The organism is Streptococcus oralis (assembly GCF_002386345.1).
GTDB classification, from domain to species: domain Bacteria; phylum Bacillota; class Bacilli; order Lactobacillales; family Streptococcaceae; genus Streptococcus; species Streptococcus oralis_S.
Genome location: NZ_CP023507.1, coordinates 624,388 through 648,174, shown reverse-complemented (window position 1 = coordinate 648,174; position 23,787 = coordinate 624,388). Strand labels below are relative to the sequence as shown.

The following is a 23,787-nucleotide window of genomic DNA, read 5'->3' as shown; positions in this document are numbered from 1 at the left end:
TTTCTTATTTTTCTGTCGAGCTAAATTCATATTAATCAAAGACTTTGAAATAAAAGACTAACATTGTTACATAACGTTAGCATTTTATTTCCCTAAAACAAACTAATTTGGTCTAAAAAAGCAGCAAACTATAAACTAGTAGGTTCCACACTAAATGTAGCCCCATACTGCCCCATAAGTCCGATTTATAGCGTACCATCCCTAAAAACATTCCCAATGAAACATATAAACACCAAGCTAAAATAGTTTCTGGATGATGAGCTAAGGCAAATAAAACACTTGTCAAAGCAACTCGAATATCTAATTTTCTAACCAAGTTCCATAAAATTTCTCTATACAAAAATTCTTCAACCATACTCGCATTGATTAAGAACAATAAAAATGAAAACCAAGGAACTTGATGTTGAAGGCCAATTAAGTTTGCTTGATTCGTGCTTCCTTGAGCATAAATCAGACTAAAACATATACTTATAATCAGTAGGCTAACGAATCCAATACCAATCCACTTTATCCTAATTTTCATATTGACCTTGGCCACTTGTTTTCGTTGACCATACATCCCTAAAAAAGAAATGAGAGACGCTCCATAGAGAATCTGTAGTATAGTTAACTCACCGATACAAAACAATTTCAGTAAGTATAGGGATACCAATAGGACATTTACTTGTTGGAATAAATAAACTGGAATTATTCTTTTCATAGTTACCTCCGAAATAAATCTTCATAATCTAAATCTAATACCTGCACAATCCTTTCTACCCATGGACTTTGAGGCATTCGTTGTTCCATCTTATAGTGGCGAATCTTTTGATACAAACGATTCAATTCACTTGGATAGTGAAACTCTCCCGCAAACATTTTTCTGGTTAACTCAATCCAGCTAATATTTCTTTCAGCCAAAATAATGGACAAGTTCTCCCAAAATCGTTCAGCCATATTGCTTCTCCTTTAGTTAGATAAATAATGTGTTTGTGCCATGTAAATCAATTGTTTCGTATCTCTTGGCAATAGAGCTCTAGCCTCTTCCAAATTCAGATTTGGATAAACCCGCTTATTTGAAACCGCAAGAGGAAGTCTGATGGTTAGTTCAGGATTTTTTAAGATCATCTCAACGAAATCCGTTAATCTCAGATTGTCACGGTTCTTAAATCGTAATAAATTGGGAGATAAAAATTCAAAACAATCTGAAGAATAGCTCATCATCTCAATTAATTTGTCCTTTGTCATTTCAGAAACTGAATGACAAGATACCTCGATGCCATAGTTTTGGAAGAAGTCTAAAAGAAGTTGATTTCTTTGGCTATTTTTACTTAGATAGAGATCAATCATGGGAGACCTCCCAAAGATTCGGTTCCATTTGATATTCTGAGACTATTAAGGAATCTAATAAGTTTGCGAAGTTAATCGGTTTCTTGTCTTCATCATAAGCTTTTACAGTTACTTGGGTTGTAAGTATTCCCTCTTTTCCCTCGGCTCGATAGCCTTGCCCATATAAAACAAAAACAAGATTCTGATTATCATCTACAAAAGCATCAGCTCCGTTCTTTATATCCTGACTTTCAAGGAATTCCATAATGTTTTGAAGATAGGATTCATAAAATAGTGGGTAGTTGTGTTTTTTATGGTAATTATCTAATAATGTCACTTCAAACTCACATGGATAATTGGGCAACAAAAATATTTGTTCATCCAGCTGTTTGATTTCTGCGTCATGTAATTCTGTTTCTAATTCATCACAATCTAGTATTGACTCTTTATTTAAAGCTTTCATCTTTTTCCTCTATTTCTTTTAATTTCTGTGCGATTGCGGCAATCACAGGAACTGTTACACTATTACCAGCTTGTTTATAGAGCTGACTATTACTAGAGACTTTTCTAGCAGCTTCAAAAGCCCAATCAGGAAAGCCCTGTAGGCGAAAACACTCTTTAGGGGTGATTCGTCGTATTCTCAAACGGTAAAATTTTCCATCTATCAAGACACCAGCTACATGATAAACTTGTTTATCTTCTCCTTCATAGCCACCCACTACTACTCCCATTTGACCACTAGTTGTTAACGTATTCGCTATACCTTTTCCAACTCTACCTCGACGATACTGAGAACTTGGTCTTTCTAAATTGATTGAATCTCCTATTTCTGCTTGAGCATATCCTTTTTTCGTTGCTTCCCGTACTTTTAGAAATTGGATTGGTTCTGGAATTAGTATTTTGGGGATTTTATCTCCTCCTTGCATCGTAGTCAGTGTTGGAGATAAGCCCTCACTTCCATAGACGCGACCAGTTTCCTTAAAGCTAGTTGGTAAATCTCCAACAACGACAATACCATGACGATCCTGAGTATTTAAAGTAAACATCGGCTCTTGGTTTTCCTTAAAGCGTCTACCATTTTGTCTCTTGTCTAATCTGTCTGGTGTCATACAAGGAATCGCAACTTTAAATCCTTCTCCTTTACCACGAACTAAGGTTGGCGCAAGACCTTCTAAATAATAGACTTTACCGCTCATTCCACTTTTTGATGGATTCAAATTCCCTAATGTTTTTAAAATCTCAGAGTTAGTTGCTTGACCTTCTCGTCTGAAAGGAAATAAGAGTCTGGTACCTTTCTTTCTAGAATGTCCGATAATAAACACCCTCTCTCTGTTTTGGGGAACGCCAAAATCCTTACTGTTAAGCACCTGCCACTCAACATCAAACCCCAACTCATCAAGTGTGGTAAGGATTGTGGTGAACGTCCGTCCCTTATCGTGATTGAGTAGGCCTTTAACATTTTCAAGAAAAAGAAAACGTGGTTGGATTTGTTTGGCCGCCCGAGCAATTTCAAAGAACAAAGTTCCTCTAGTATCTTCAAATCCCAATCGTCTTCCTGCGATTGAAAATGCTTGACAAGGGAATCCCCCACAGATGACATCGACTTTCCCTCTAAGTTTTTTAAATTCGTCATCTGAAACATCTCGTATGTCATGAAATTCTATTTCTCCTTTCGTTTGAAAAATGGACTTATAAGATTCTCTAGCAAATTTATCAATCTCACAAAATCCAATACACTCGTGTCCAACACTTCCCATTCCAAGTCTAAAACCACCGATACCTGAAAATAAATCAATAAATCTCATTTCTTTATACCCCCTTCCTGATCGACTATCAATGTCCAAAGTGTCACACCACTTGAAATGAAAATGAGCATAACTAATATCCACTCGATTGGCGACATTTTAACCACCTCCTTTTCTAACACGGTTATTCCAAACAGAATATAAGCCATTAAACACAAATTCAGCCAAAACTTCCGCTCGTCTAATAAAGCGAACATTGTCAAGAGCATACTGATAGATTCTTTCAAAATCAGTCATAGCAATCTCACTAGCTGTTTCAGAAAAACCTTCTCGTCTAAATTGATCCTGTACCAATCCCCAAATATAATCTCGATCATATTTTGTGACCTTTTCTACTTTTCTTTTCAAGATAGGTTGAGTATTCCTATCCTCCTCATCCTCAATAAATAAAGATTCAGTCTCACTAATTTCAGTCTCACTAACTTCAGTCTCACTAGGGGCTGAATGTGAGACAGGGGCCGTTTCATTTTCAACCTGCCCTAGTCTTTTTTTAACACTAGGCCTGTTTGAATTACCTACTGGGGTAGAAGATAATTCCCCTAAATAAATCTTATTAGCTAGTCTTCCTTTCTCACTTGAGGACTGTTGGACTTCATCAATTAAGTCATATTCTTTAAGAGTTTTTTTGATGGACAGTAATTTTGACTTCGAACAACCTAACAGTCTCATCAGTTTAGAATTAGAAAATACTAAATAGACTGCTCCTTCTTCATCTATCCAACCACGACTGAGAGATAATTCTAAACGATCTTTTAAAATAGAATAAGCCACCTTTACTTCTAGTTTCATATCCATATATTTCTCATCCTCAAAAAGAATTTTAGGTAATTTATAATACCGTTCTGAAGTTTGGTATTGATTTGCGGTAATTCTTTTCATAGCTCTCCTCCAAGTTCTTTGAGTATTAAATCTCCACTTGATTCCAATCGAACCAAGCCACTTTTTTCTAATTCAGCCATAAGAGAGATGGCTTCAACAATGTCAATTCCCATTTCACGTACTAAAAATGAAATGACAATATAGCGTGATGATTGTAATTCTTTTGTCATTCTCCCTCCAGAAAATAAAAAAAGGAGAACAATATTCAACTGTTCTCCAAAATAATTTTATTAAAAAGAAAAACCCTGCCAAATTAATTTTTGGTAGGGTTTTTGGCAGGAAACTAAATTAATTTATCAGTTTCTAAAATGTGTTCACGATTCTAAAAGGCTGATACTATAGTATTCCGAATTCTAATTGGTATATGCCTCTTATTTAAGAGTAACTGAAGCTCCAGCTTCTTCCAATTTAGCTTTGATTTCTTCAGCTTCTGCAGTTGGAACGCCTTCTTTGATGACACCTGGTGCACCATCAACAAGTTCTTTAGCTTCTTTAAGTCCAAGACCAGTGATTTCACGTACAACTTTGATAACGCCAACTTTTTTGTCACCAGCAGCTGTCAACTCAACGTCAAATGAGTCTTTAGCAGCACCAGCGTCAGCAGCACCAGCTGCAGCAACAGCTACAGGAGCAGCTGCAGTTACACCAAATTCTTCTTCGATAGCTTTTACAAGGTCGTTCAATTCAAGGATTGAAGCTTCTTTAATTTCAGCAATAATGTTTTCAATGTTCAATGCCATTGTTATTTCCTCCAAATAAGTTTTTAATTTTATAATCGTTTTTCCGTAGCTAGGCTACGCTGCGTAGCTTAAGATTAAGCTGCGTCTTCTTTGTTGTCTGCAACCGCTTTGACTGCAAGAGCAACGTTGCGCACTGGCGCTTGAAGTACAGAAAGGAGCATAGAAAGAAGTCCTTCGCGGTTTGGAAGAGTTGCAAGAGCAACGATTTCTTCTTTAGATGCGACAGCGCCTTCGATTGCACCACCTTTGATTTCAAGTGCTTCAGCGTTTTTAGCAAAATCGTTCAAGATTTTCGCTGGTGCGATAACATCTTCGTTAGAAAATGCTACTGCAGATGGTCCAACAAATACTGATGCAAGATCTTCAAGACCAGCTTTTTCAGCTGCACGACGCAAGATTGAGTTTTTAATGACTTTATACTCAACTTCGCTTCCACGAAGCTCACGACGAAGAACTGTATCTTGCTCAACTGTTAAACCACGAGCGTCTACAACGACGATAGATGCAGCAGCTTTCATTTTTTCAGCTACTACGTCAACTAGTTCCGCTTTTTTAGCAATAATTGCTTCACTCATTAGTGTGTTCACCTCCGTAATTATTTTGCTTGGGGAATTTTTCCAAAAGAAAAACGCGCCCAAACCTAGACACGAAAGTACAATACGCTTCTTTTTACATGATACGTTTTGTCCTCGGTAGGATATTTACGAGTCGAGCTCCCCTACTGTCTTAGGCAGTTTTTTCAAACCGTATATAAGTATAGCATAGACAAAAAAAGAATGCAAGATTTTTGCAAACTTTTTTTAAATTTTTTTAAATCTCTACTGTTAAAACTTTGCCTTGCTTAACTACCTGTTCTCCAGCGATATAAACATCATCAACATCACTGGATTTGACTGCATAAACGAGGTGAGAGAGCATATTTTCCTGAGGTTGGAGATGGATTTTTCCTTGTGGTTGAATCACGAGAAAATCTGCCTGCTTGCCAACTTCTAGGCTTCCTATCTGCTTTTCCATTGCTAGAACCTTAGCCCCTTCGATTGTCAGTGCCTTAAGGGCTGTCTCGATAGGGAACTGGCTGGCATCTCCACTCTTCATTTTCTGAAGAAGGGCTGCTGTCCGTCCTTCCTCAAACATATCTAGATTGTTATTGGAAGCAACCGAGTCAGTCGCAATTCCAACTGCTACTCCTGCTTTTTGGAGTTGGATGATTGGAGCGATTCCTGAGGCCAGTTTGAGGTTACTAATAGGATTATGGGCGATAGCCACATGAGAAGTTGCCAAGCGTTCAATTTCTCTCTCGTTTAGTTCAACCCCGTGAGCAAAGACAGACGGATGATCTAAGTAACCTAGTTCTTCTAGAAAGGCGAGGGGGCGTTTACCGTATCGTTTGAGGATAATTCCTGATTCCTCCTTGGTCTCCGCCACATGGATATGAATAGGAATGTCCAGCTCTTTTGCCATAGCTAAGCTCTCTTCCAGCAAATCTTGATTACAACTGTATGGAGAATGGGGTGCTACCATAACCTTGAAATTTGGATTTTTATATTCTAAGATTTCCTCGATGATGGCACGTGTTCTACTTATGGTCTCATCAGTTGTTTCACCTTCTGAAGAAAAGAGAGTCGGTGAGAAATAACAACGCATCTTAGATGCCTTGACTGCCTGATAAATTCTTTCAATATCCACACCATTGGGATTATACATATCATTGAAGGTTGTTGTCCCTGACTGGAGCATCTCTGTCAGAGCCTCTTTGACCGCCTTGGTAGTCATGTCGGGAGTAAATCCTGCTTCTGCTGGCCAAATATAATCATTGAGCCATTCATGGAGATTACTATCATCCCGGATCCCTCGCAAGCCTGTCATAGCAGAATGGGTATGGCAATTAACCAAACCAGGCATAATCCAGGCTCCCTGATAGTCTATAATCTGCTCAGCTTGCTCTAAAATCTCAGGCTCCTCTTGGCCGACATAGACGATTTGAGAATCCTTAACGGCTAAGACACCATCCAAATAAACATGGAAATCTTGGTCACAAGTCACGATATTTACATGCTGATAGACTTTCATTGTTTTCTCCTTCTAAGACCTTGATTTTTTCTAGCTATTGTAACAAAAAAGTCACCCGAAGGCAACTTTTAGTGTCATTAAGAATTTAAATGGGTAGGAATGACTTATTCAGAGCTAAAGGCCGCAGCTTTTTGCATTTGGTAATACTTGCCCTTTCTATCCATGAGATCATGATGGTTACCATGCTCCACAATGTCGCCATCTACCAAGACAAGAATCAAATCCGCATCCTGAATGGTTGACAAACGGTGAGCAATGATAAAGCTTGTGCGCCCTTTCATTAGTTTGGCAAAGGCATCCTGAACTAGCACTTCTGTCCGTGTATCGATGGAAGAAGTCGCCTCGTCTAAGATGAGAATCTTGGGAATAGCTAGAAAGACTCGGGCAATGGTCAAGAGCTGGGCTTGCCCAACAGAGAGGGATTCTCCTGCATTTTCCAACTTGGTATCGTATCCCTGTGGCAACTGTTGGATGAAAAAGTCTGCGTTGGCTGCTTTTGCGGCAGCAATCACCTGCTCCCTACTGGCATCAGGATTTCCAAAGGCAATATTGTCATGAATGGTCCCTTGCTTGAGCCAGGTTTCTTGGAGTACCATCCCAAACTGCTGTCTCAATGACGCTCGGGTATAATCATAAATGGATTGCCCATCTAACAAGATATCTCCCGAGTTAATAGGATAAAAACGCATGAGGAGATTGATAAGAGTTGACTTACCAGCACCTGTCGGACCAACGATGGCTACCTTGCTACCAGCTGGGATATCGATAGACAAATCCTTAATCAAGATCCTTTCAGGATTGTATCCAAAAGAAACATGCTTAAAGGAAATGGCTCCCTTAACTTGGTCACTGGTCAAGATTTCCTTACCTGTTTCAACAACCTCAGGACTTTCTAAGACAGCATAGACACGCTCTGCACAAGCTAAAGCACTTTGCAACTCAGCTAAAACAGAAGAAATATCATTAAAGGGCTTGGTGTACTGTTGGACGTAATTCAAAAAAGTCACTAAACGTCCGATGGTCAAGGTGGACCCCATCATGATTCGATAAGCTCCTACTCCAGCTAGAAGAGCATAAATGAGTGCGTTGACAAAGCGAGTTGAAGGATTAACCGTTGATGAATAAAAGATGGCTGACTGAGAATAGCCTGCATAGTTGGCATTAGCCACATGCAGTCTTTGGATAAACTCTGTTTGAGCATTGAAGGACTGGATAATAGTTTGCTGGCTAAGAGACTCTTCAATCAACTGAGTCTGAATTCCTCTCGTCTCCGTTTGCTTCTGGAAGAGGTGATAAGATCTCTTGGCAATAAAGCGTGAAATCACCATGGACAGGGGCGTCAACAGCAAGACCAAGAGGGTCATGAGGAGATGAATTTGGAGCATGGCTAGAATACTAACCAAAATCATCAAAACACCAATGAAAAATTGATTGAAAATCATGGTTAAGCCGGCTGCCAGCTGTTCTATGTCTGTGGTCACACGACTAACCATCTCTCCACTGCCCTGCCGATCCACAAAAGCAATCGGTAACCGATGGAGCTTATGAATGATTCGCTCCCGCAAGTCTCTGGTATAAGAGAAGATTAGACGATTATAAAGAAGAGGATTGGCCCATTGTACCAGTGTATTTCCTATGATCACCAAGATCATCTGGATGAAAATCTGCCAAAAAACTGGTGAAGAACCAGTTACGAGGACCTGGTCAATGACCTGCCCAATCAAGATAGGTAGGTAGATCGATAAAGCAACTTGGGCAATAGTTCCTAGAAAGGCAAGGAAAAGGAGGAAAGGATGGTTTGCTAAATCTATGGCCAAACGTTTGAGCGTCTGGTTTGCGGTTTGTCGTTTCATGCTAGTCCTCCTTTCCATGTTGGGATGCATTGATTTCGCGATAGACTTGGCTAGTCTTCATTAATTCCTCGTGCTTGCCAACAGCTAGTAACTCACCTTTTTCCAAGAGGAGAATCTGGTCAGCCATCTGAAGTGTAGACGTTCGTTGAGAAATCAAGATTAAGCTCGTGTTAGGTAAATTCTCTCGGATAGCTTTCAAGAGCTTGGACTCAGTGATGGTGTCCAGGGCCGAGGTCGCATCATCTAGGATGAGAAATGGAGCTTGTCGCAAGACTGCTCGGGCAATAGATAGCCTTTGTTTTTGTCCACCTGAGAAATTTCGTCCTCCTGCCTCAACTAGGGCATCCAAAAGTCCTTCCTTTTCACTGACAAAATCCTTAGCTTGCGCAATTTCCAAGGCCTGCCAAAGTTCTTGGTCAGACACTTCTCGATTGAAACCTAGAGTCAAGTTGGAACGAATAGTTCCTTTAAAAAGTTCGACTTTTTGAGGTACATAGGCAATCCAAGACCGCCACTGCTCAAGATTACGAGGACTACATCCATCTCGATAAAGGTCAATGCTCCCCTTTTCTGCTGGATAAAGACCAAGTAAGACTTGCACCAAGCTTGATTTACCTGAACCAGTTCCCCCGATGATACCAAGGATCTGCCCTTGATTCATATCAAAGGAAATGTTTCTCAGAGAAGGCTGGGCCGCATCAGGATAGGTAAAGGTTAATTCTTTGACTTGCAAAACACGATCACCGGTAGCTTGCTTTTCTTCTAATTCTGAAAAAATATCTTCTGGAGCTTCGGTAAAAACTTCCTCAATTCGCTTGGCTGAGATATAGGACTGGTTGAGGGAATTGATCAGCATGGCAAGCTTAACCAATTCCACCAAGATTTGCAAGAGATAGTTGATGAGGGCAATGAGGGCACCTTGACTGAGTAAACCTCCTTGAATTGAAATATAGCCCTGCCAGATGATGACGAGAAGAGTTCCATTAACAATCAGATAGGTCAGAGGTGTTAACAAACTAGACCAGAAACCCGTCTTTTCTTGCAATCTAGCATAAACTTGGTTAAGGGTTTGAAAAATCTGTAACTCTCGTTTTTCCTGACCAAAAGCACGAATAACTCGCATGCCTTGTAATTGCTGGCGCGTTTCCTGAACCAGCTGATCCGTTTTCTTTCTGAGACTGCTGTAGAGAGGATTGACCAGTCGAGAGAGACCGACAATGACAATCGTCAAAATGACAACCATAACTAAGAACCAGAAAGTTAGCTCAGCCGATATGCGATAGGCCATAAAGATAGCCCCAAAAACGATAATGGGAGCTCGCAAAAAGAGGCGCAGGAATTGATTGATCCCAGTCTGAATCTGGTAAGTATCCGAAGTCAAGCGAGTCACCAAGCTAGAAGTTGTCAGACGATCTCTGCTATCCTTGGGTAGGGAAAGAATATGACGATAAAGGTCGTCTGTCAGTTCTTTGGCAAACCCAACCGCTGCCTTGGCTGAGTAAAACTGAGCTACCAAGGCCACTAAAACGCCAATCACTGCAAAGATAAGGAGCAGGCCAATCTGCATCCAGAGATGGCCTTGATCTCTCTGAGGCAAGGACTGGTCAACAATCCCAGCAATCACCATGGGAACCAAGAGCTCAAAAACAGCTTCTAGTAGCTTGAACAAGGGTGCTATAATCGACTCATTGATGTAGGGTTTGAAGTAAGATAGTAAGTGTTTCATAAATCCCTTCTATTCTTATTCTGGAAATGAAGAAAGTGGGAAGCCCCACCCTCTCAGTTTTATTTGTTTAAGTAAGGTAATAGATAGCCATATCCTGCTTTTTCCATCTCATCCTTGGCTACAAAGCGCAAGGAGGCAGAATTAATACAGTAACGCAGGCCACCTAACTCCTGAGGTCCATCTGTAAAGACATGACCCAAGTGAGCATTTCCTGACCGAGAACGAACCTCGATTCGCTCCATCCCATGGCTCAAGTCCTTGTAATAATGAATCAATTCCTTGGAAATTGGACGGCTAAAACTTGGCCAACCACAACCTGAAGCAAACTTATCCTTGGCAAAAAAGAGTGGCTCGCCAGTCGTGATATCTACATAAATCCCTTCTTCGAAGGTCTGGTCATAAGCATTACTAAATGGAGCCTCTGTAGCAGCTTCTTGGGTGACACGATAGGACTCTTCAGTTAAGTTTTCCTTTAACACCTCTTGACTAGGCTTTTCATAGTTGGCTGCGTCAATCAATGGCTTCTCAGCATCGGTCACATCGATATGACAATAACCGGAAGGATTTTTCTTGAGATAGTCTTGATGGTAGTCTTCTGCTAAAATGTAGTGGCGAAGTTTCTCCACCTCTACTGCAATCTTTCGCCCCAGCATACGCTCCTGCTCCTGCACCACTGTGTAGATAGCTGGCAAGTCTGTTTCATCTTGGTAATAGATTCCTGTCCGATATTGGCGACCACGGTCATTCCCTTGTTGGTTAATAGACAAGGGATCAATGACACGGAAATAATAAAGCAAAATCTCTCTAAGTGACACTGCTTTCTCATCATAAATCACTTGAACCGTCTCTGCATGGTCTGTTTCCTTGAGCAGCTGGTAATTAGTTGTTTCGACTTGGCCATTAGCGTAGCCAACACTGGTTGCTAATACGCCTGAAATTCGTGAAAAATACTCCTCTAGGCCCCAAAAACAACCACCTGCTAGATAAATTTCTGCCATCTTTATTTCTCCTTTATCAAGTTTTTAACTAATACTCTTCAAAATCTCTTCAAACCACGTCAGCTTACATCTGCAACCTCAAAACAGTATTTTGAGCTAACTTCGTCAGTTTCATCTACAACCTCAAAACCATGTTTTGAGCAACCTGCGGCTAGCTTCCTAGTTTGCTCTTTGATTTTCATTGAGTATAAACTTCTTTTCAAAAAAAGGATAGGAAGTCCTCTGGTCGAGAATTTCCCCATCCTATCTTCTATTCTTTATTTTGCTTCGACACGGACACCTTGGGTATCAACTTTCAAATCATGCAGTTTGCCTTTGAAAGACTGCTTTTGCAATTCAGCTTTAATCTTGGGCATCTTGTCATGAGAAGCCAGAACCATAACTGTCGGACCAGCTCCAGAAAGATAGGTTGCATAGGCACCATTCTCTTTGGCTACTTGCTTAATCGTCGTAAATTCACGAACCAGACTTTGACGATAGCGCTCGTGGAAGAGGTCTCCCTCAATCGCCTGACCAGCAGTCACCATGTCTCCTGCCAACAAGGCTGCAACTGCAACATTGGCAATCGAACTTGCCGCAACAGCTTCCTTGTAGGACAACTTTTTAGGCAAGACACCGCGGCTGTCTCTGGTACGCAATTCATAGTTTGGGATGTAGGCTAGAAAATCACACTTTGGGAAGTCTGCCACAATGGCTGAAACTTCTCCGTCAACAGAGCTCGCAACAACAAGATTTCCATAGATAGCTGGAGCCACATTGTCAGGATGCCCTTCAATCTTGGTCGCCAGCTGCAATTTTTCATTGTCTGATAAGTTGAGCTTGCCCAGCTGGTTAGCTAGTTCAATCCCAGCAACGATAACCGAGCTAGAAGAACCCAAACCACGCGCCAAGGGAACATCACTGGTCATTTTCAAGCGTCTCGGTTGCAAGTCAGGTGCAATTTGCAAGGCAATCTTAAGCAAGAGATTACGCTCGTCATGGGGAATCCATTTACCAATCTGGTGTTCAATCAACCACTCATCTCGTTCTTCACAGACCTCAATTTGAAGATACTTGGTTACAGCTACACCGACCGAATCAAAACCTGGCCCGATATTGGCACTGGTTGCAGGTACAATAATCTTCATCCTATTCTCCTAACACCTTGAAGGTATTCAAGAGGTCAAATTCTGAAGCTTTGGCCAACTCAGCTGAAACATTCTCAAGCTGTGCTTTATTAATCTTATGAGTGATAATCACTACACGCGCTTTGTCACCCTCTTTGCCATCTTGGAGGATTTGCTTGAAGGAAATATCTTGAGCGTTGAAAATCTCAGCCAATTTCAAGACCTGACCTTTTGAGTCTGGTGCCAAGATTGAGAAATAGTAGTTTGCTTTAACATCTTCAGGATTTGCCAAGACCAAATCACGGCTGTATTCGTTGAAGTCTTTACCAATGGTACCATCATTCAAGCGACGAACGATACGGACAATATCTGCTACAACACTTGTCGCAGTTGGTTTTTGACCCGCACCTGGTCCGTAGTACATCGATTCACCAATGCCTATAGACTCCACAAAGACTGCGTTCATTACCCCATTCACACTGGCAAGTGGATGTGCTTTAGGAAGGAAGGTTGGGGTAACTTCTGCAGCAATACCTGAAGGAGTTTCCTCGATAGAACCAACCAATTTCACTACATAGCCAAGGTCTTGGGCTACAGCTACGTCTTCTGGTGTGATGTTACGGATTCCCTTGTGGGCTACATCGTCAAAGGCAACCTTCATACCAAAAGCAAACTGGCTCAAAATCACCATCTTGTAGGCTGCATCAATCCCATCAACGTCATTTGTAGGGTCGCTTTCTGCAAATCCAAGTCTTTGCGCTTCAGCCAGAGCATCGTCATAAGACCAGCCTTCTTCCACCATCTTGGTCATCATGAAGTTGGAAGTTCCATTAACAACGCCAAGAACGCGCGTAATTTTGTCAGAAGCCAACGAATTTGCCAAAGTACGAAGAATTGGAATACCACCAGCAACTGCTGCTTCGTAGTAAAGTGCTACATTATGCTCTTTAGCAATTTCTAACAATTCTGCACCATGGACAGCCAAAAGGTCCTTGTTGGCAGTAACAACATGTTTCCCAGCTTCTAAGGCACGAGTGATAAAGGTCTTAGCTGGTTCGATACGCCCCATCAATTCCACTACGATAGTAATGTCCTTGTCTGACAAAATATCATCTACATTGGTCACAAAATTAAAGTCATTTCCTGCTGCAAGCAAGCGGTTCTTTTCATCTTCATCCTTGACCAATACCTTGGCCACTTCAATCTCTGAATGAGCTGACTGAACGATTTTTTCTCCATTTTCCTTTAGGAGGAATGGCACGCCACTTGCAACGGTACCAAATCCAAGTAAAGCAATTTTAACTGTCATGTTTGTCTCCTAGAAATTTTCTGATATAGCCATTATAACAGAATTTTGTGAAAATTCCTATTATAGTAAATCACTATTTCAGTCTAGTAAAGAAAAAACGAATCCCATGATTCGTCTTTCTTGATAAATGAAAATTGATTTTAAAAATTATGAACGAATCTTTTGCAGACCGAGAACTGCATCGTGATTGATCAAGATTTGCCCATACTCTTGCAAGACTGAACGACTGATATCACTGTCGTCTGCAAACTCACGCATACGAGCCAAGAGCCAGGCTGGATATGGACTTGGATGATTTTCTACATCGACTAAGATTGTCAAATAATAGTGTCCATTCATCTTATAGAGTTCAGAGGTTTCCATCTGGTAGTTAACCGTCTTTGCAAAAGAAACTAAGTCAGCAAGGCTTGCAAAGCGCAGGATATAGTATATATAAGGTTCTTTCTTACTCTCAGTCTCCTTGTCTGCCTGCTCTTGCTCTTCTTCCTTTGCTTCGACCTGCTCTAGAGATTGGATGGCCTCAATATCGTCCTTGGTTTTATCTGCAATACTCTTTTCCAAGGTTTTGAGAAATTCATCCGGCGACATTTGGGCTAATTCTTCCATGTCTGGTAGATCCGCCAAATCTTCAAAATCCAAATTTTGGTCAATCTTGGACTTGGTCACAAAGACGTCGACCTTATCAGGTTTTGGCGTCACGCGGAAACTCAGCATGCCACTATCCAAGAAATTGTCTGGCATCTCTAACTCATCTAAAATCGCATAGAAAAACTCTTCGGTTTTTTCCTGAGGAACGAGAAAGTCTGCAATCTCCATTCCCCGATCCATCAAATCATCTAAAGTCATCGTGATTTTCAGTGTTGTATCACTGATTTGTTTCATCTTCATATCTAGTAACCTCATACTTTCAGTCTATCTATTATACTAGATTTTTACGATTTTATCAAAAGAATGAAGCGAGAATGTGATATAATACTAGATATGATTTTAGATTTAAGAAAGAAAGTTCAATGAAAAATATAAAAGTAAATGCCTTGGCCAGCTTGCTGGTCAATATTCTCAATATCGTTTTTCCACTGATAACCAATCCTTATCTGACGCGGATTCTCAGCAAATCCAACTACGGTTATTTCAATACAGCCAATACCTGGGCAAGTTTCGTTATTCCACTAGCTGCCTTTGGAATATACAACTACGGGATTCGAGCTATCAGTAAGGTCAAGGATGACAAGAATAAAATCAACTACGTCTTTTCTAAGTTGTTTTATATATCGGTTTTCACCTCTCTCCTGACCACTGGTATCTACTTCCTCATTATCTTCTTTGACACCAGCATTGAGAATCTGAAAGTTCTCTACTACATCTTAGGGGCTCAAGCACTCTTCCAATTTCTCAATATCGAATGGATGAACGAGGCTTATGAAAACTATGCCTTCATCCTCTACAAAACATTAATTATTCGAATTACCATGCTGGTCGCTATCTTCGCCTTTGTTAAAACGGCAGATGATATCGTTCCTTATGCTATCGTTATGACAGCGACCACTATCCTCAACTATCTGCTCAGTTTTCTTTGGATTAAGAGAGAAGTTTCTTTTGTTAAGATTGGATTCGTCGAATTAGTCAAAGCTTCTAAACCACTCTTTACTATGCTTCTCTTAGCGAACGCTAATATGCTTTATACCTTGTTAGATAGAATGTTTATCACTAAGGGGCCGGATGAAAACTATATTTCCTACTATACAATTGCCTATAGTATAGTCATGCTGATTGCCAGTGTCTTGAGTGGAGCTATCAACGTCAGTATTCCACGCCTCGGCTACTATCTCGGGAAAAAGGATTACAAGTCCTATAATTATCTCGTGAATCAAGCGGCATCCTTATTCTATTTCCTTATGGTTCCAACTAGTATCGGGATTATGATATTGGGACGGTACGCAACTGTTATTTATTCTTCTGAAAAATATCTTGAAGCGGGTATCGTAACTAGCGTCTTCGCTTTTCGTACCATCATTTGGGCTATTGAGTTGATTCTTGGTAAACAGATTATCTTTATCAACGACCATGAAAATCGCTTAACCGCCTTCTACTTCCTTGGTGGTGGTGCCAATATACTATTAAATAGCATCTTGTATTTCAATAATATTTTTGCACCTGAGTATTACATCGCTACGACCATTATCGCAGAAACTATCGTTGTTTTACTTGAAATTCATTTTATCAAGAAACACCAACTGATTAGTTTAAAAGAAATTTTTATAACCTTAACACGTTATAGCCTCATATCCCTTGGTTTTATCCCAATCTTCTATATTTTCAAGATGATTTTCCAAATCAATTCCTACACAGTAAACTTCAATATGATTCTCATGGTTCTGTCTACCGTAGCAACTTGTGGTATCTATTACCTCTTGACCCTCTTTATTACCAAAGACAAAACACTCCACTATGCACTGAACCTTGTACTTGCTAAATTAAAACGAAATTAAAAAAATCCCCTACTGATAAATTAGTTGCCAGTAGGGGATTTCTTCTTTATTCGTTTTCTTTCTTATCAGAAGCGTTGGCTTCTAGATTTGAATCTTGTTTAGGTTGTTCAACAATAGAGGAATTAGCTTCTTGTTTCTGTTCTGGCTTGACTGCCTCGCTATTTACAGCAGCAACAGCCTGTTTCCAGATACCTTCTTCGTTTACTTTGTAACCATCAGGTGTTGTTGCGTTCTTCAACAAAGAACCATCAGCTTGGAAATAGTACCAATTACCATCAAGCTGTTTCCAACCTGTCTGCATAGCTCCTGATTCATCAAAGTAATAATGATCACCATTTACTTTATGAAGGCCAACCAACATGATGCCATCTTCAGGATTTAGATAATACCAGACACCTTTGTCTTTTATCCAACCAGTTTTCATGGCTCCATTTGATTCAAAGTAACGGTAATGATTATCAAACCATTTCCAGCCAGTTTGCATGGCTCCAGATTTGCTAAAGTAATATTGCTTACCATCTACTTGATGGAGGCCGACTAACATATCGCCTTCCTTACCTTCAAGATAATACCAGACATCACCATCTTTCAACCAACCAGTTTGGAGTGCGCCAGACGTAGCGTAATAATGCCAAGAATCATTTGACCACTGCCATCCAACTTGCATAGTCCCTGCAGAGCTGAAGAAATAGTTCTTACCGTCAACCTCTTTAGATCCTACAGCCATGATACCAGTTTCTGGATCCAAATAATACCATGATTCTTTATCTTTCAACCAACCAGTTTTCATAGCACCTGAGTTCGTATAGAAGTACCAGCTATTGTCTTGCCACTTCCAGCCAGTCTGCATGGCACCACTAGCATTCAAATAGTAACGAACACCATTTACATCTTGTCTACCAGTTAGCATGATGCCATCTTTATCCAGATAATACCATGTTTCCTGATCCTTGACCCAGCCGGTTTTCATAGCTCCAGAACTTGCAAAATAGTTCCAGTGACCATCAACAAAGGTCCAGCCAGTTTGCATGATACCTTCTTGATTAAAGTAGTATGTGCTTCCATTGATATTCTTTTTACCAACGGTCTTTAGCCCATACTCATCATAGAAATACCAATCTGAATCAATCTTTTGCCATGTTGAAGGCTTACCTGCTGTTTGGAGTGCACCACTTTCGCTAAAGAACATCTTCTTGCCATTATAAACTTGGTGTCCTGTTAGCATCTTCCCATCTGCCGCAAAGAGATACTTTTTCCCTCCAATTTCAGAGAGCTCGCTAAATCGTCTAGCACCATTTGATTGGATATAATACCAAGAGTCATCTAGTTTGAACCAACCACCAGTTTGCATTTTACCATTTTGGTTCAGATAGTAATCATTCCCTTTGGCATTTTCTCCCCAGTCGTCGTTAAGGTGAAGCCAGCGACCTGCTTGCATTTGTCCTTTTCCATTAAAGAAATAAGTGGCTCCGCCAATCTCTCTCCAGCCGATAGCCATTTCTCCGTCAGTCAAACGATATTTCCAATAACCATCTTCTTGATACCATTTTTCGTCAACTACAGGGATATCAGGGAAGGTATTTGAAACATTAGCAAATCCTTTATCGCTAATATCAAAAACGGTAGCATCTTGAGTTTGGCTCGCAGCATGAAGAACCTGAATATTTTTCTTCTGAAGGTATTCTCTGGTTGAAGCAACATTAATATCTCCACCAGTTGTCTGAATAATCATTTTTGGTGATAAGTTTTCTAGGAAATTAATCGTATTTGAAATTGTCGCATCATAATGGTGGTTCCATTTCATCATATCAACCTTGCCGATAACTGGACCTAACTTATCTTCTGCTCCCTCGGCATTATCCAAATCTCCACCAAGATAGATTCTCTTTCCTGCCACAGTCACTACTGAAACGATGGAGTTGGAGTTATCATCTCGAACTTTTTTCAGATTCCCGTCAGCATCATATTCATTCTTATAGTTGTAGAGTTGGATATCCATATCACCTAATTTTAGATGGCTATCCTCATCTGAAATATTCTGGATAAGAGTAACTCCTCGTTTTTGAGCTGCTCTCAAAGCATTATCATAATTGAAAAGATTATCCCATAGTCCCCAGTTTGCTGTGATCCGATCATCTGAATATTTTTTCAAATAAAACTTACCGACCTGATATCGATTGAGTATTTCGTCCGCTCCACCAATATGGTCACTATGAACATGAGTTCCTATAATAAAATCTAATTTTTTTACACCTATTTGATCCAAGTGGCGAATCAATCGATCCTCCAATACTTGATAATTTCTCATGGAAATTCCCCAGCGGCTTGGATAGCGTGGGTCACTCCCATCAGGAAAATCATAGTCTTCTCCCATATCAATCAAAGCATAGTGACCATTGCTTTCCAGAAGGATGGCATCACTCCCAGATTTTGCTTTAGTATTTATGAAATGGATACGATTGCCCGAACCTGCAGAGATGGTATCTGCATCTACTCCTTGCGATAACTGAATCAGTAATAGAAAGAATGCGAGAACACTATAGCTGACTGATTTTAATAACCATTTATTTTTCACCTTGAAAACTCCTTTATCTTAACAATAAGCAACTTTTTTAATCTAATCAATCCAATAATTTTTATCCCCTCCTGGGACTTGTTGCTCAATAGGCGGTGGAGTCATATAGTTTTCTCCAAATTCGTAGACAAGTATTTCATGGTATTTTCTCGGAACCTTGACCACAATGTCTTCATAAGGCATATCAATCAAATCATAGAGCCATTCTTTTTTTATACCATTTGGATAATAAGGGTCATAGATAGTACAAGTAAGATCTGTTGCTTGATCTACACTATACTTCAAAGCAAGGCTCTCTAATTTTTGATTCCATAGTTGTGGGGAAGTTAAGCGGAAAATAGCTGATCCCATATAACGAGGGAGGTTTTTTAGTCCACCATTCTCAGACTTGATCCCTTTAAAATTCAAAGAAGAAAGGCGAATGAAATATTTGTAGAGCTTCATTTTCTTACGGTCACTTTCCTGTGTTACGACACCATCATAAGGAAAAATGTCAACGCAAGTTCCCAATACGACCGTTGGGTCTACGAGGTTAGCATCTCGACGAGTCCTTACATCATAGACTCTCATATAACTGTATGGATATCCCTTTGTTTCTCTGAATGAAATCAATTTGTAGTAGGGATGATTTTCATTTTGTAAAACCTTATACAGTTTTTCAAATTCATCACGCGCCAAGGAAATATCTGTATCATCATCCCAAGGGATAAATCCTTTATGGCGTACAGCCCCTAGTAAGGTTCCAAAATCAATAAAGTATTTGATTTGATGTTGTTCACAAAGATCATGTAGATACTTTAAAATATCCAATTCTACTTGCTTTATTTCTTCAAGAGTTAAAGTTCTTTCAGACATAGGTTCTATTCTCCTAAATTTGACTATATTTTTAAACGTTTCTTAATCCCAATCCCGTCATTTAGACCTTTTAACAATCTTCCATAATTTAAAATCATGATGAGATACTCTTTGTTCAACCGGTGGCAATTGCATATAGTCTCCGTAGTCTGAGGTCAAAATTTCATGATAATTTTTCGGAATGGTAAATTCCTTACCTTCAAATGTTCCAGTAGTAACTTGTTCCAGCCATTCACGTCTCCACACTGGTTTGTTCATATCCTTGTAGATAAGATAATCCACCTGCTCATAATCTGAGACTTTACGGGATTTTGCAAGCTCTTCAATCTGGGCAACGTATTTGTTCGTATTGGTAAAATAGAAAATAATAACTGACACATAACGTAGCAGTGAATTCAGTACACTTTTCGTATTGGTAATGCCTTTAAAGGTGTAGCAACTCAATTGACGTTTCTTTATCAGTTTCGTCATCTTGTTTTTAAATTCTACGTCATCCTCGTAGCCATCTACAGGGAAAATATCTACATAGATTCCCATATTCGAATCGATGCGAACATCTTCTTCCAGCAAGTAGGTATGGTTATCCTGCACTTTCATGAAGGGATAGACATAGTTGAGATTATTTTTATAAGACATGACCTCGTAACGTTTATCAGGGTTAGCGATAAGGTAGTCTTGCAACTTTTCATAATCTTCTCGTAACATGCAGATATCCATGTCATCATCCCAAGGGATAAATCCTTGATGGCGAACAGCACCAATTAGACTTCCATATGCTAAGAAATACTTGACACCAATTTTCTGACAAACTTCATGAATATACTCCATGATTCCAAGTTCCATCTGTTGAATTTCATTGATGTCTGTTACTTCTTGGTACCGAACTCCTTCATCTCGTTTGCAGACTACGAGTCCATAGCCAATCGCTAGCCAGAAGATGATATTAATAAAGTTGGTTGAATACATAATCTGACTTTCAAATAATTGACCAAACAAGATACCAAAGAATAGGATCATGATCAATTTATCAGTATTTTTCTTGGAAACAATCAAATACGTTAAAAAGCGCTTGATGACATAAGCCAGTACAAGAAGGAAGGATACCAAACCTAGAACTCCCGAACTGACAAATATGGTCACAAAAATGTTATGGAAATTCCCACCGATAAGGGAGTTTTGAATCTCAAATTTACTGAAATATTCTGTGTAATAATCTGGAACATTTCGTACACCATAACCAAAAATTGGTTTGGCACTTCCCATCTTGATGGCATTTTTCCAGATATAGGTTCTACCACTTGGTGTTGTTTCGATTAGATGGAGCTCACCGTTTTTCTTAGTGACAGACGAATCTGTCTCAGCATAGGATTGTCCATTGTTTAAATCTAAGACAGTCGCAGTTTCAGATGAGATATAGATTGAAGTTACATAGCTTAATCCAATATTAGTTGCAGTAATCAGCAAACCAGCAACTATAAAAGTGAGGAATCGTTTAACGATACTTCCTCTAGTAGCAAAGAAACTATAGAGTCCAATCATGAGAAGTAAAGAAAGTAAGGCTCCTCGACTTTGCATCGTAGCGAAGTAAACTAATTGAATGACGTTGTTCAGTTTAAGATAAACAGAATATTTACTTCCTTTATGGATCAAATACATAGCCAAAATAATGCTAATGTATGAAAATATCGCACTAGCATTTGGATTGACAATTCCCCACAGACGTCCATTCATGACACCATAGTAATAAGATTGTTCACCAATCTTAAATAGGATAAGGACTCTACTTAACAATAAACCAAACGCAAAAATTGCTGAAGAAAAAGATACAATTTGAACCGTATAGGCAATCCAGTCAAATAATTTTTTAAGTTGCCCTGATTGTAACATGGTAAATAATAAAACATAGGTTACCATGAAGAGAATTTCAATCACATTTCCAATCAGATGTCCAGAGCGATTGAAAACAGCTGATAGCAGATGACTTCCAGCTAAGAGTCCAAATAAGGATAGAAATTTGCGATCTGCTGTGATTTCTTTCCACTTAAACAATAAGGTATAGCAAATATAAAGCACTACAATCGCTGATAATCCCTTGTAGAGGGGATTTGCTATCTTATAAACCAGTGAACTCATACTTAAAATCGAAATGAAAACAAATAGATACGCAATCCATAGTTTTGATTTTTCAAAGTATTCATCCATTTTTGAAAAATTCATTTTCAACTCCTTCTCATGATATTAGTTTTTTAATCCAACAATTTTCTTATATAGCCATGGAGAAATGACAAGTGAAAGGATAGCTACCTTGCGAAAAGTGGTGAAATAAGCATCTTTCCATATTTCGCGTCGGTGCTGAACAATCCAAGTCCTCAGCTCGGCTTTCTCCTTTTGATACTCTTCACGTGAAGTAAAGATAATTTTATCGTAAACTGTGATGTACGACCAACATTCTCTATTTATTAATTCGTATTTTAAATTAGGGAAGGCTTGTGAAACTTGAGCAATTATTTGCTTATAAACTTCTATTGTGTCAAATACATGTCGATTAACAGATGTTGTTGCACTTCCCTCACGATGATCATAATAATAAACAGGTTTGTCAATAAATACGCAACTACATCTTGTCTTTAGTAGCAATTCAGTTAAAAAAAGGGCATCTTCAGCTAGGTGATAGTTTGTATTAAACTTTTCATCCGCAAGTAGGTCTCTCTTAAACAGTTTTGCAACTGGAAAAAATGATGTTCTGGTAGTCATCAGTAGTTCCTTCATGGTTTCTTCTGTTGACCAGAGTTCTGTTTTTCCAGAATGTGAAGGTAGGTCTGTTACAATGCCGTTTTTGATATGGTGCAGAGGAGCAATAACAAAGCCTACATTCACCCCTTCAACTGCACTTGCTAAAGTAGCTAGGTAATCCTGGGTAACGAAATCATCGCTATCAATAAAGGTAACCCAAGAACCCGTCGCTAGCTGAATTCCCATATTTCTAGCATTTGAAACACCAGCATTTTCGATATGATAAACCTTGATATTCTCATACTGAGATGCTAAGTGATCACAGATCTGTCCACTAGAATCAGTAGAACCATCGTTGATTAGGATTAACTCAAAATGGGTATAAGTCTGTTGAAGAATCGACTCCACACATCGCTCCAGATAGGCTTCTACATTGTAGACTGGAACGATAACGCTTATTTTTTCTCCCATCATGCTCCGTATTCTCCCTTGTACTCTGTGTAGCTCTTGTCCATGTCTGCTATAATGGCGTCATGATGCGGTACTTGCTTGTCCGCTGGTGGCGGTGTCATATAATCCCCAAAAGCAGTGCTGAGATAGGCATCGTAGCCAACTGGGATAGGCATCTCTGTTCCTTCAAATGGCAAAAAAAGATTGTCTTCAAAGGATGCGATTGGGTATTTGTTTCGCATGTAGCCGGGACCTGAGCATAATTCCGTAATTCCATCGCTCTCAGCCAGACCATACTTGGTCATTTCTTTTTCAGCTTTTTTCCAAATGCGATAACGTAGAGATTTTGGAGTCAGGCCGAGTAAGATACGACTTCCCCATTTCATGACTGCACCATGCTTTTCTGGGATAATTTGGGCGCAAAAGAGTGAATAAATCAGGGCCCAACGAACCTGTTTCTTACGCTCAGCTGGATTTTTAGGATAATAATCCAATGGTAAAACATCCAAGGCCAAACCGTGTGGCAAATCCAAATCCTTTTGATAAGGCTTGATACAAGTAGTTTCCTTGTCACGAATGGTAATAAAAAGGTTACGGTCTACAAAATCTTTGTTACTCTTTGACAAGAAATAACGCTCGTCTGCATAACGTGGCCACAGTTCTGCTAATTTTTCATAGTCCTTACGTGGCATAAAAAAGTCTAGATCATCATCCCAAGGAATGAAGCCCTTATTACGAAGGGCGCCAATGGCTCCTCCACCACAGAGATAGCACAACAAATCATGTTCTTTACAAAATGCGACGAAATATTCAGCCATTTCCAGACTACGAGCCTGAATCGCTTTCAAATCACTCATGTCTCTCCTCTTCTGTCCAATAACGAGTTATATC

Annotated in this window: 22 protein-coding genes and 1 other annotated feature; of the genes, 1 reads left to right on the top strand and 21 read right to left on the bottom strand. The window is 39.6% G+C overall.

All coding sequences use genetic code 11. The features are described 5' to 3' along the window. Positions 1-112: 112 nt before the first annotated feature. The 16 genes from CO686_RS03215 to mecA form a co-directional block, all read right to left on the bottom strand. Complete coding sequence (locus CO686_RS03215) at positions 113-700, bottom strand: CPBP family intramembrane glutamic endopeptidase (RefSeq protein ID WP_096753489.1); 588 nt, start codon at positions 698-700, stop codon at positions 113-115. A 2-nt stretch (positions 701-702) separates the two neighbouring features. Next, positions 703-936, bottom strand: a complete 234-nt coding sequence (locus CO686_RS03210; RefSeq protein ID WP_000840776.1) for a hypothetical protein — start codon at positions 934-936, stop codon at positions 703-705. 12 nt (positions 937-948) lie between these two features. Next, positions 949-1,329 (bottom strand): thioredoxin domain-containing protein, encoded by a 381-nt coding sequence (locus tag CO686_RS03205; RefSeq protein WP_001845485.1) that lies wholly within the window; start codon positions 1,327-1,329, stop codon positions 949-951. After that, a complete protein-coding gene (locus CO686_RS03200) occupies positions 1,322-1,771 on the bottom strand; it encodes a hypothetical protein (RefSeq protein WP_096753488.1) in 450 nt (149 codons plus the stop codon). The genes CO686_RS03205 and CO686_RS03200 overlap by 8 nt, the downstream gene beginning before the upstream one ends. Further along, positions 1,755-3,113 (bottom strand): DNA (cytosine-5-)-methyltransferase, encoded by a 1,359-nt coding sequence (dcm, locus tag CO686_RS03195; protein WP_096753487.1) that lies wholly within the window; start codon positions 3,111-3,113, stop codon positions 1,755-1,757. Before dcm ends, CO686_RS03200 begins: the two co-directional genes overlap by 17 nt. A 99-nt stretch (positions 3,114-3,212) precedes the next feature. Continuing rightward, positions 3,213-3,992 carry a replication initiator protein A gene (locus CO686_RS03190; RefSeq protein ID WP_096753486.1) on the bottom strand — a complete coding sequence of 260 codons (780 nt, stop codon included), beginning with the start codon at positions 3,990-3,992 and terminating at the stop codon, positions 3,213-3,215. Next, positions 3,989-4,162, bottom strand: a complete 174-nt coding sequence (locus CO686_RS03185; protein WP_024057854.1) for a hypothetical protein — start codon at positions 4,160-4,162, stop codon at positions 3,989-3,991. The genes CO686_RS03190 and CO686_RS03185 overlap by 4 nt, the downstream gene beginning before the upstream one ends. A gap of 201 nt (positions 4,163-4,363) precedes the next feature. Next, entirely contained in the window at positions 4,364-4,732 is a 369-nt protein-coding gene (gene rplL, locus CO686_RS03180; RefSeq protein WP_001196964.1) for a 50S ribosomal protein L7/L12, read from the bottom strand. 74 nt (positions 4,733-4,806) lie between these two features. Further along, entirely contained in the window at positions 4,807-5,307 is a 501-nt protein-coding gene (gene rplJ / locus CO686_RS03175; RefSeq protein ID WP_001287274.1) for a 50S ribosomal protein L10, read from the bottom strand. Between the two features lie 38 nt (positions 5,308-5,345). Then, positions 5,346-5,481, bottom strand: a sequence feature (ribosomal protein L10 leader region). Between the two features lie 61 nt (positions 5,482-5,542). Further along, complete coding sequence (locus tag CO686_RS03165; protein WP_000870435.1) at positions 5,543-6,802, bottom strand: TRZ/ATZ family protein; 1,260 nt, start codon at positions 6,800-6,802, stop codon at positions 5,543-5,545. A gap of 104 nt (positions 6,803-6,906) precedes the next feature. Beyond that, the gene (locus tag CO686_RS03160) at positions 6,907-8,655 is read right to left on the bottom strand and encodes an ABC transporter ATP-binding protein (protein ID WP_049550371.1); all 1,749 of its coding nucleotides are present in this window, start codon (positions 8,653-8,655) and stop codon (positions 6,907-6,909) included. A 1-nt stretch (position 8,656) separates the two neighbouring features. Further along, positions 8,657-10,381 (bottom strand): ABC transporter ATP-binding protein, encoded by a 1,725-nt coding sequence (locus CO686_RS03155; RefSeq protein WP_096753485.1) that lies wholly within the window; start codon positions 10,379-10,381, stop codon positions 8,657-8,659. 59 nt (positions 10,382-10,440) lie between these two features. Continuing rightward, the gene (gene msrB / locus CO686_RS03150) at positions 10,441-11,379 is read right to left on the bottom strand and encodes a peptide-methionine (R)-S-oxide reductase MsrB (protein WP_096753484.1); all 939 of its coding nucleotides are present in this window, start codon (positions 11,377-11,379) and stop codon (positions 10,441-10,443) included. 257 nt (positions 11,380-11,636) lie between these two features. Beyond that, entirely contained in the window at positions 11,637-12,506 is an 870-nt protein-coding gene (thrB, locus tag CO686_RS03140) for a homoserine kinase (RefSeq protein WP_045617364.1), read from the bottom strand. 1 nt (position 12,507) lies between these two features. After that, positions 12,508-13,794 (bottom strand): homoserine dehydrogenase, encoded by a 1,287-nt coding sequence (locus CO686_RS03135; protein ID WP_000216365.1) that lies wholly within the window; start codon positions 13,792-13,794, stop codon positions 12,508-12,510. A gap of 147 nt (positions 13,795-13,941) precedes the next feature. Further along, positions 13,942-14,682, bottom strand: coding sequence for an adaptor protein MecA (gene mecA, locus CO686_RS03130; protein WP_000782705.1), 741 nt, complete (start codon positions 14,680-14,682; stop codon positions 13,942-13,944). A 122-nt stretch (positions 14,683-14,804) separates the two neighbouring features. Between mecA and CO686_RS03125 the strand changes: the two genes are divergently transcribed. Further along, positions 14,805-16,283: an oligosaccharide flippase family protein gene (locus tag CO686_RS03125; RefSeq protein ID WP_049490167.1), complete on the top strand. Its 1,479-nt coding sequence runs from the start codon at positions 14,805-14,807 to the stop codon at positions 16,281-16,283. A gap of 46 nt (positions 16,284-16,329) precedes the next feature. On the opposite strand, the gene CO686_RS03120 is transcribed toward CO686_RS03125, so the two are convergent. The 5 genes from CO686_RS03120 to CO686_RS03100 are packed head-to-tail and all read right to left on the bottom strand — an operon-like array spanning position 16,330 to position 23,753. Continuing rightward, a complete protein-coding gene (locus tag CO686_RS03120) occupies positions 16,330-18,858 on the bottom strand; it encodes an MBL fold metallo-hydrolase (RefSeq protein WP_000792509.1) in 2,529 nt (842 codons plus the stop codon). Positions 18,859-18,900: 42 nt separating this feature from the next. Continuing rightward, a complete protein-coding gene (locus CO686_RS03115; protein WP_000004176.1) occupies positions 18,901-19,713 on the bottom strand; it encodes a LicD family protein in 813 nt (270 codons plus the stop codon). A gap of 57 nt (positions 19,714-19,770) precedes the next feature. Next, positions 19,771-21,930: an O-antigen ligase family protein gene (locus tag CO686_RS03110; protein WP_049500341.1), complete on the bottom strand. Its 2,160-nt coding sequence runs from the start codon at positions 21,928-21,930 to the stop codon at positions 19,771-19,773. 21 nt (positions 21,931-21,951) lie between these two features. Next, positions 21,952-22,920, bottom strand: a complete 969-nt coding sequence (locus CO686_RS03105) for a glycosyltransferase family 2 protein (RefSeq protein ID WP_096753483.1) — start codon at positions 22,918-22,920, stop codon at positions 21,952-21,954. Then, the gene (locus CO686_RS03100; protein WP_049501397.1) at positions 22,917-23,753 is read right to left on the bottom strand and encodes a LicD family protein; all 837 of its coding nucleotides are present in this window, start codon (positions 23,751-23,753) and stop codon (positions 22,917-22,919) included. Before CO686_RS03100 ends, CO686_RS03105 begins: the two co-directional genes overlap by 4 nt. Between the last annotated feature and the right edge of the window lie 34 nt (positions 23,754-23,787).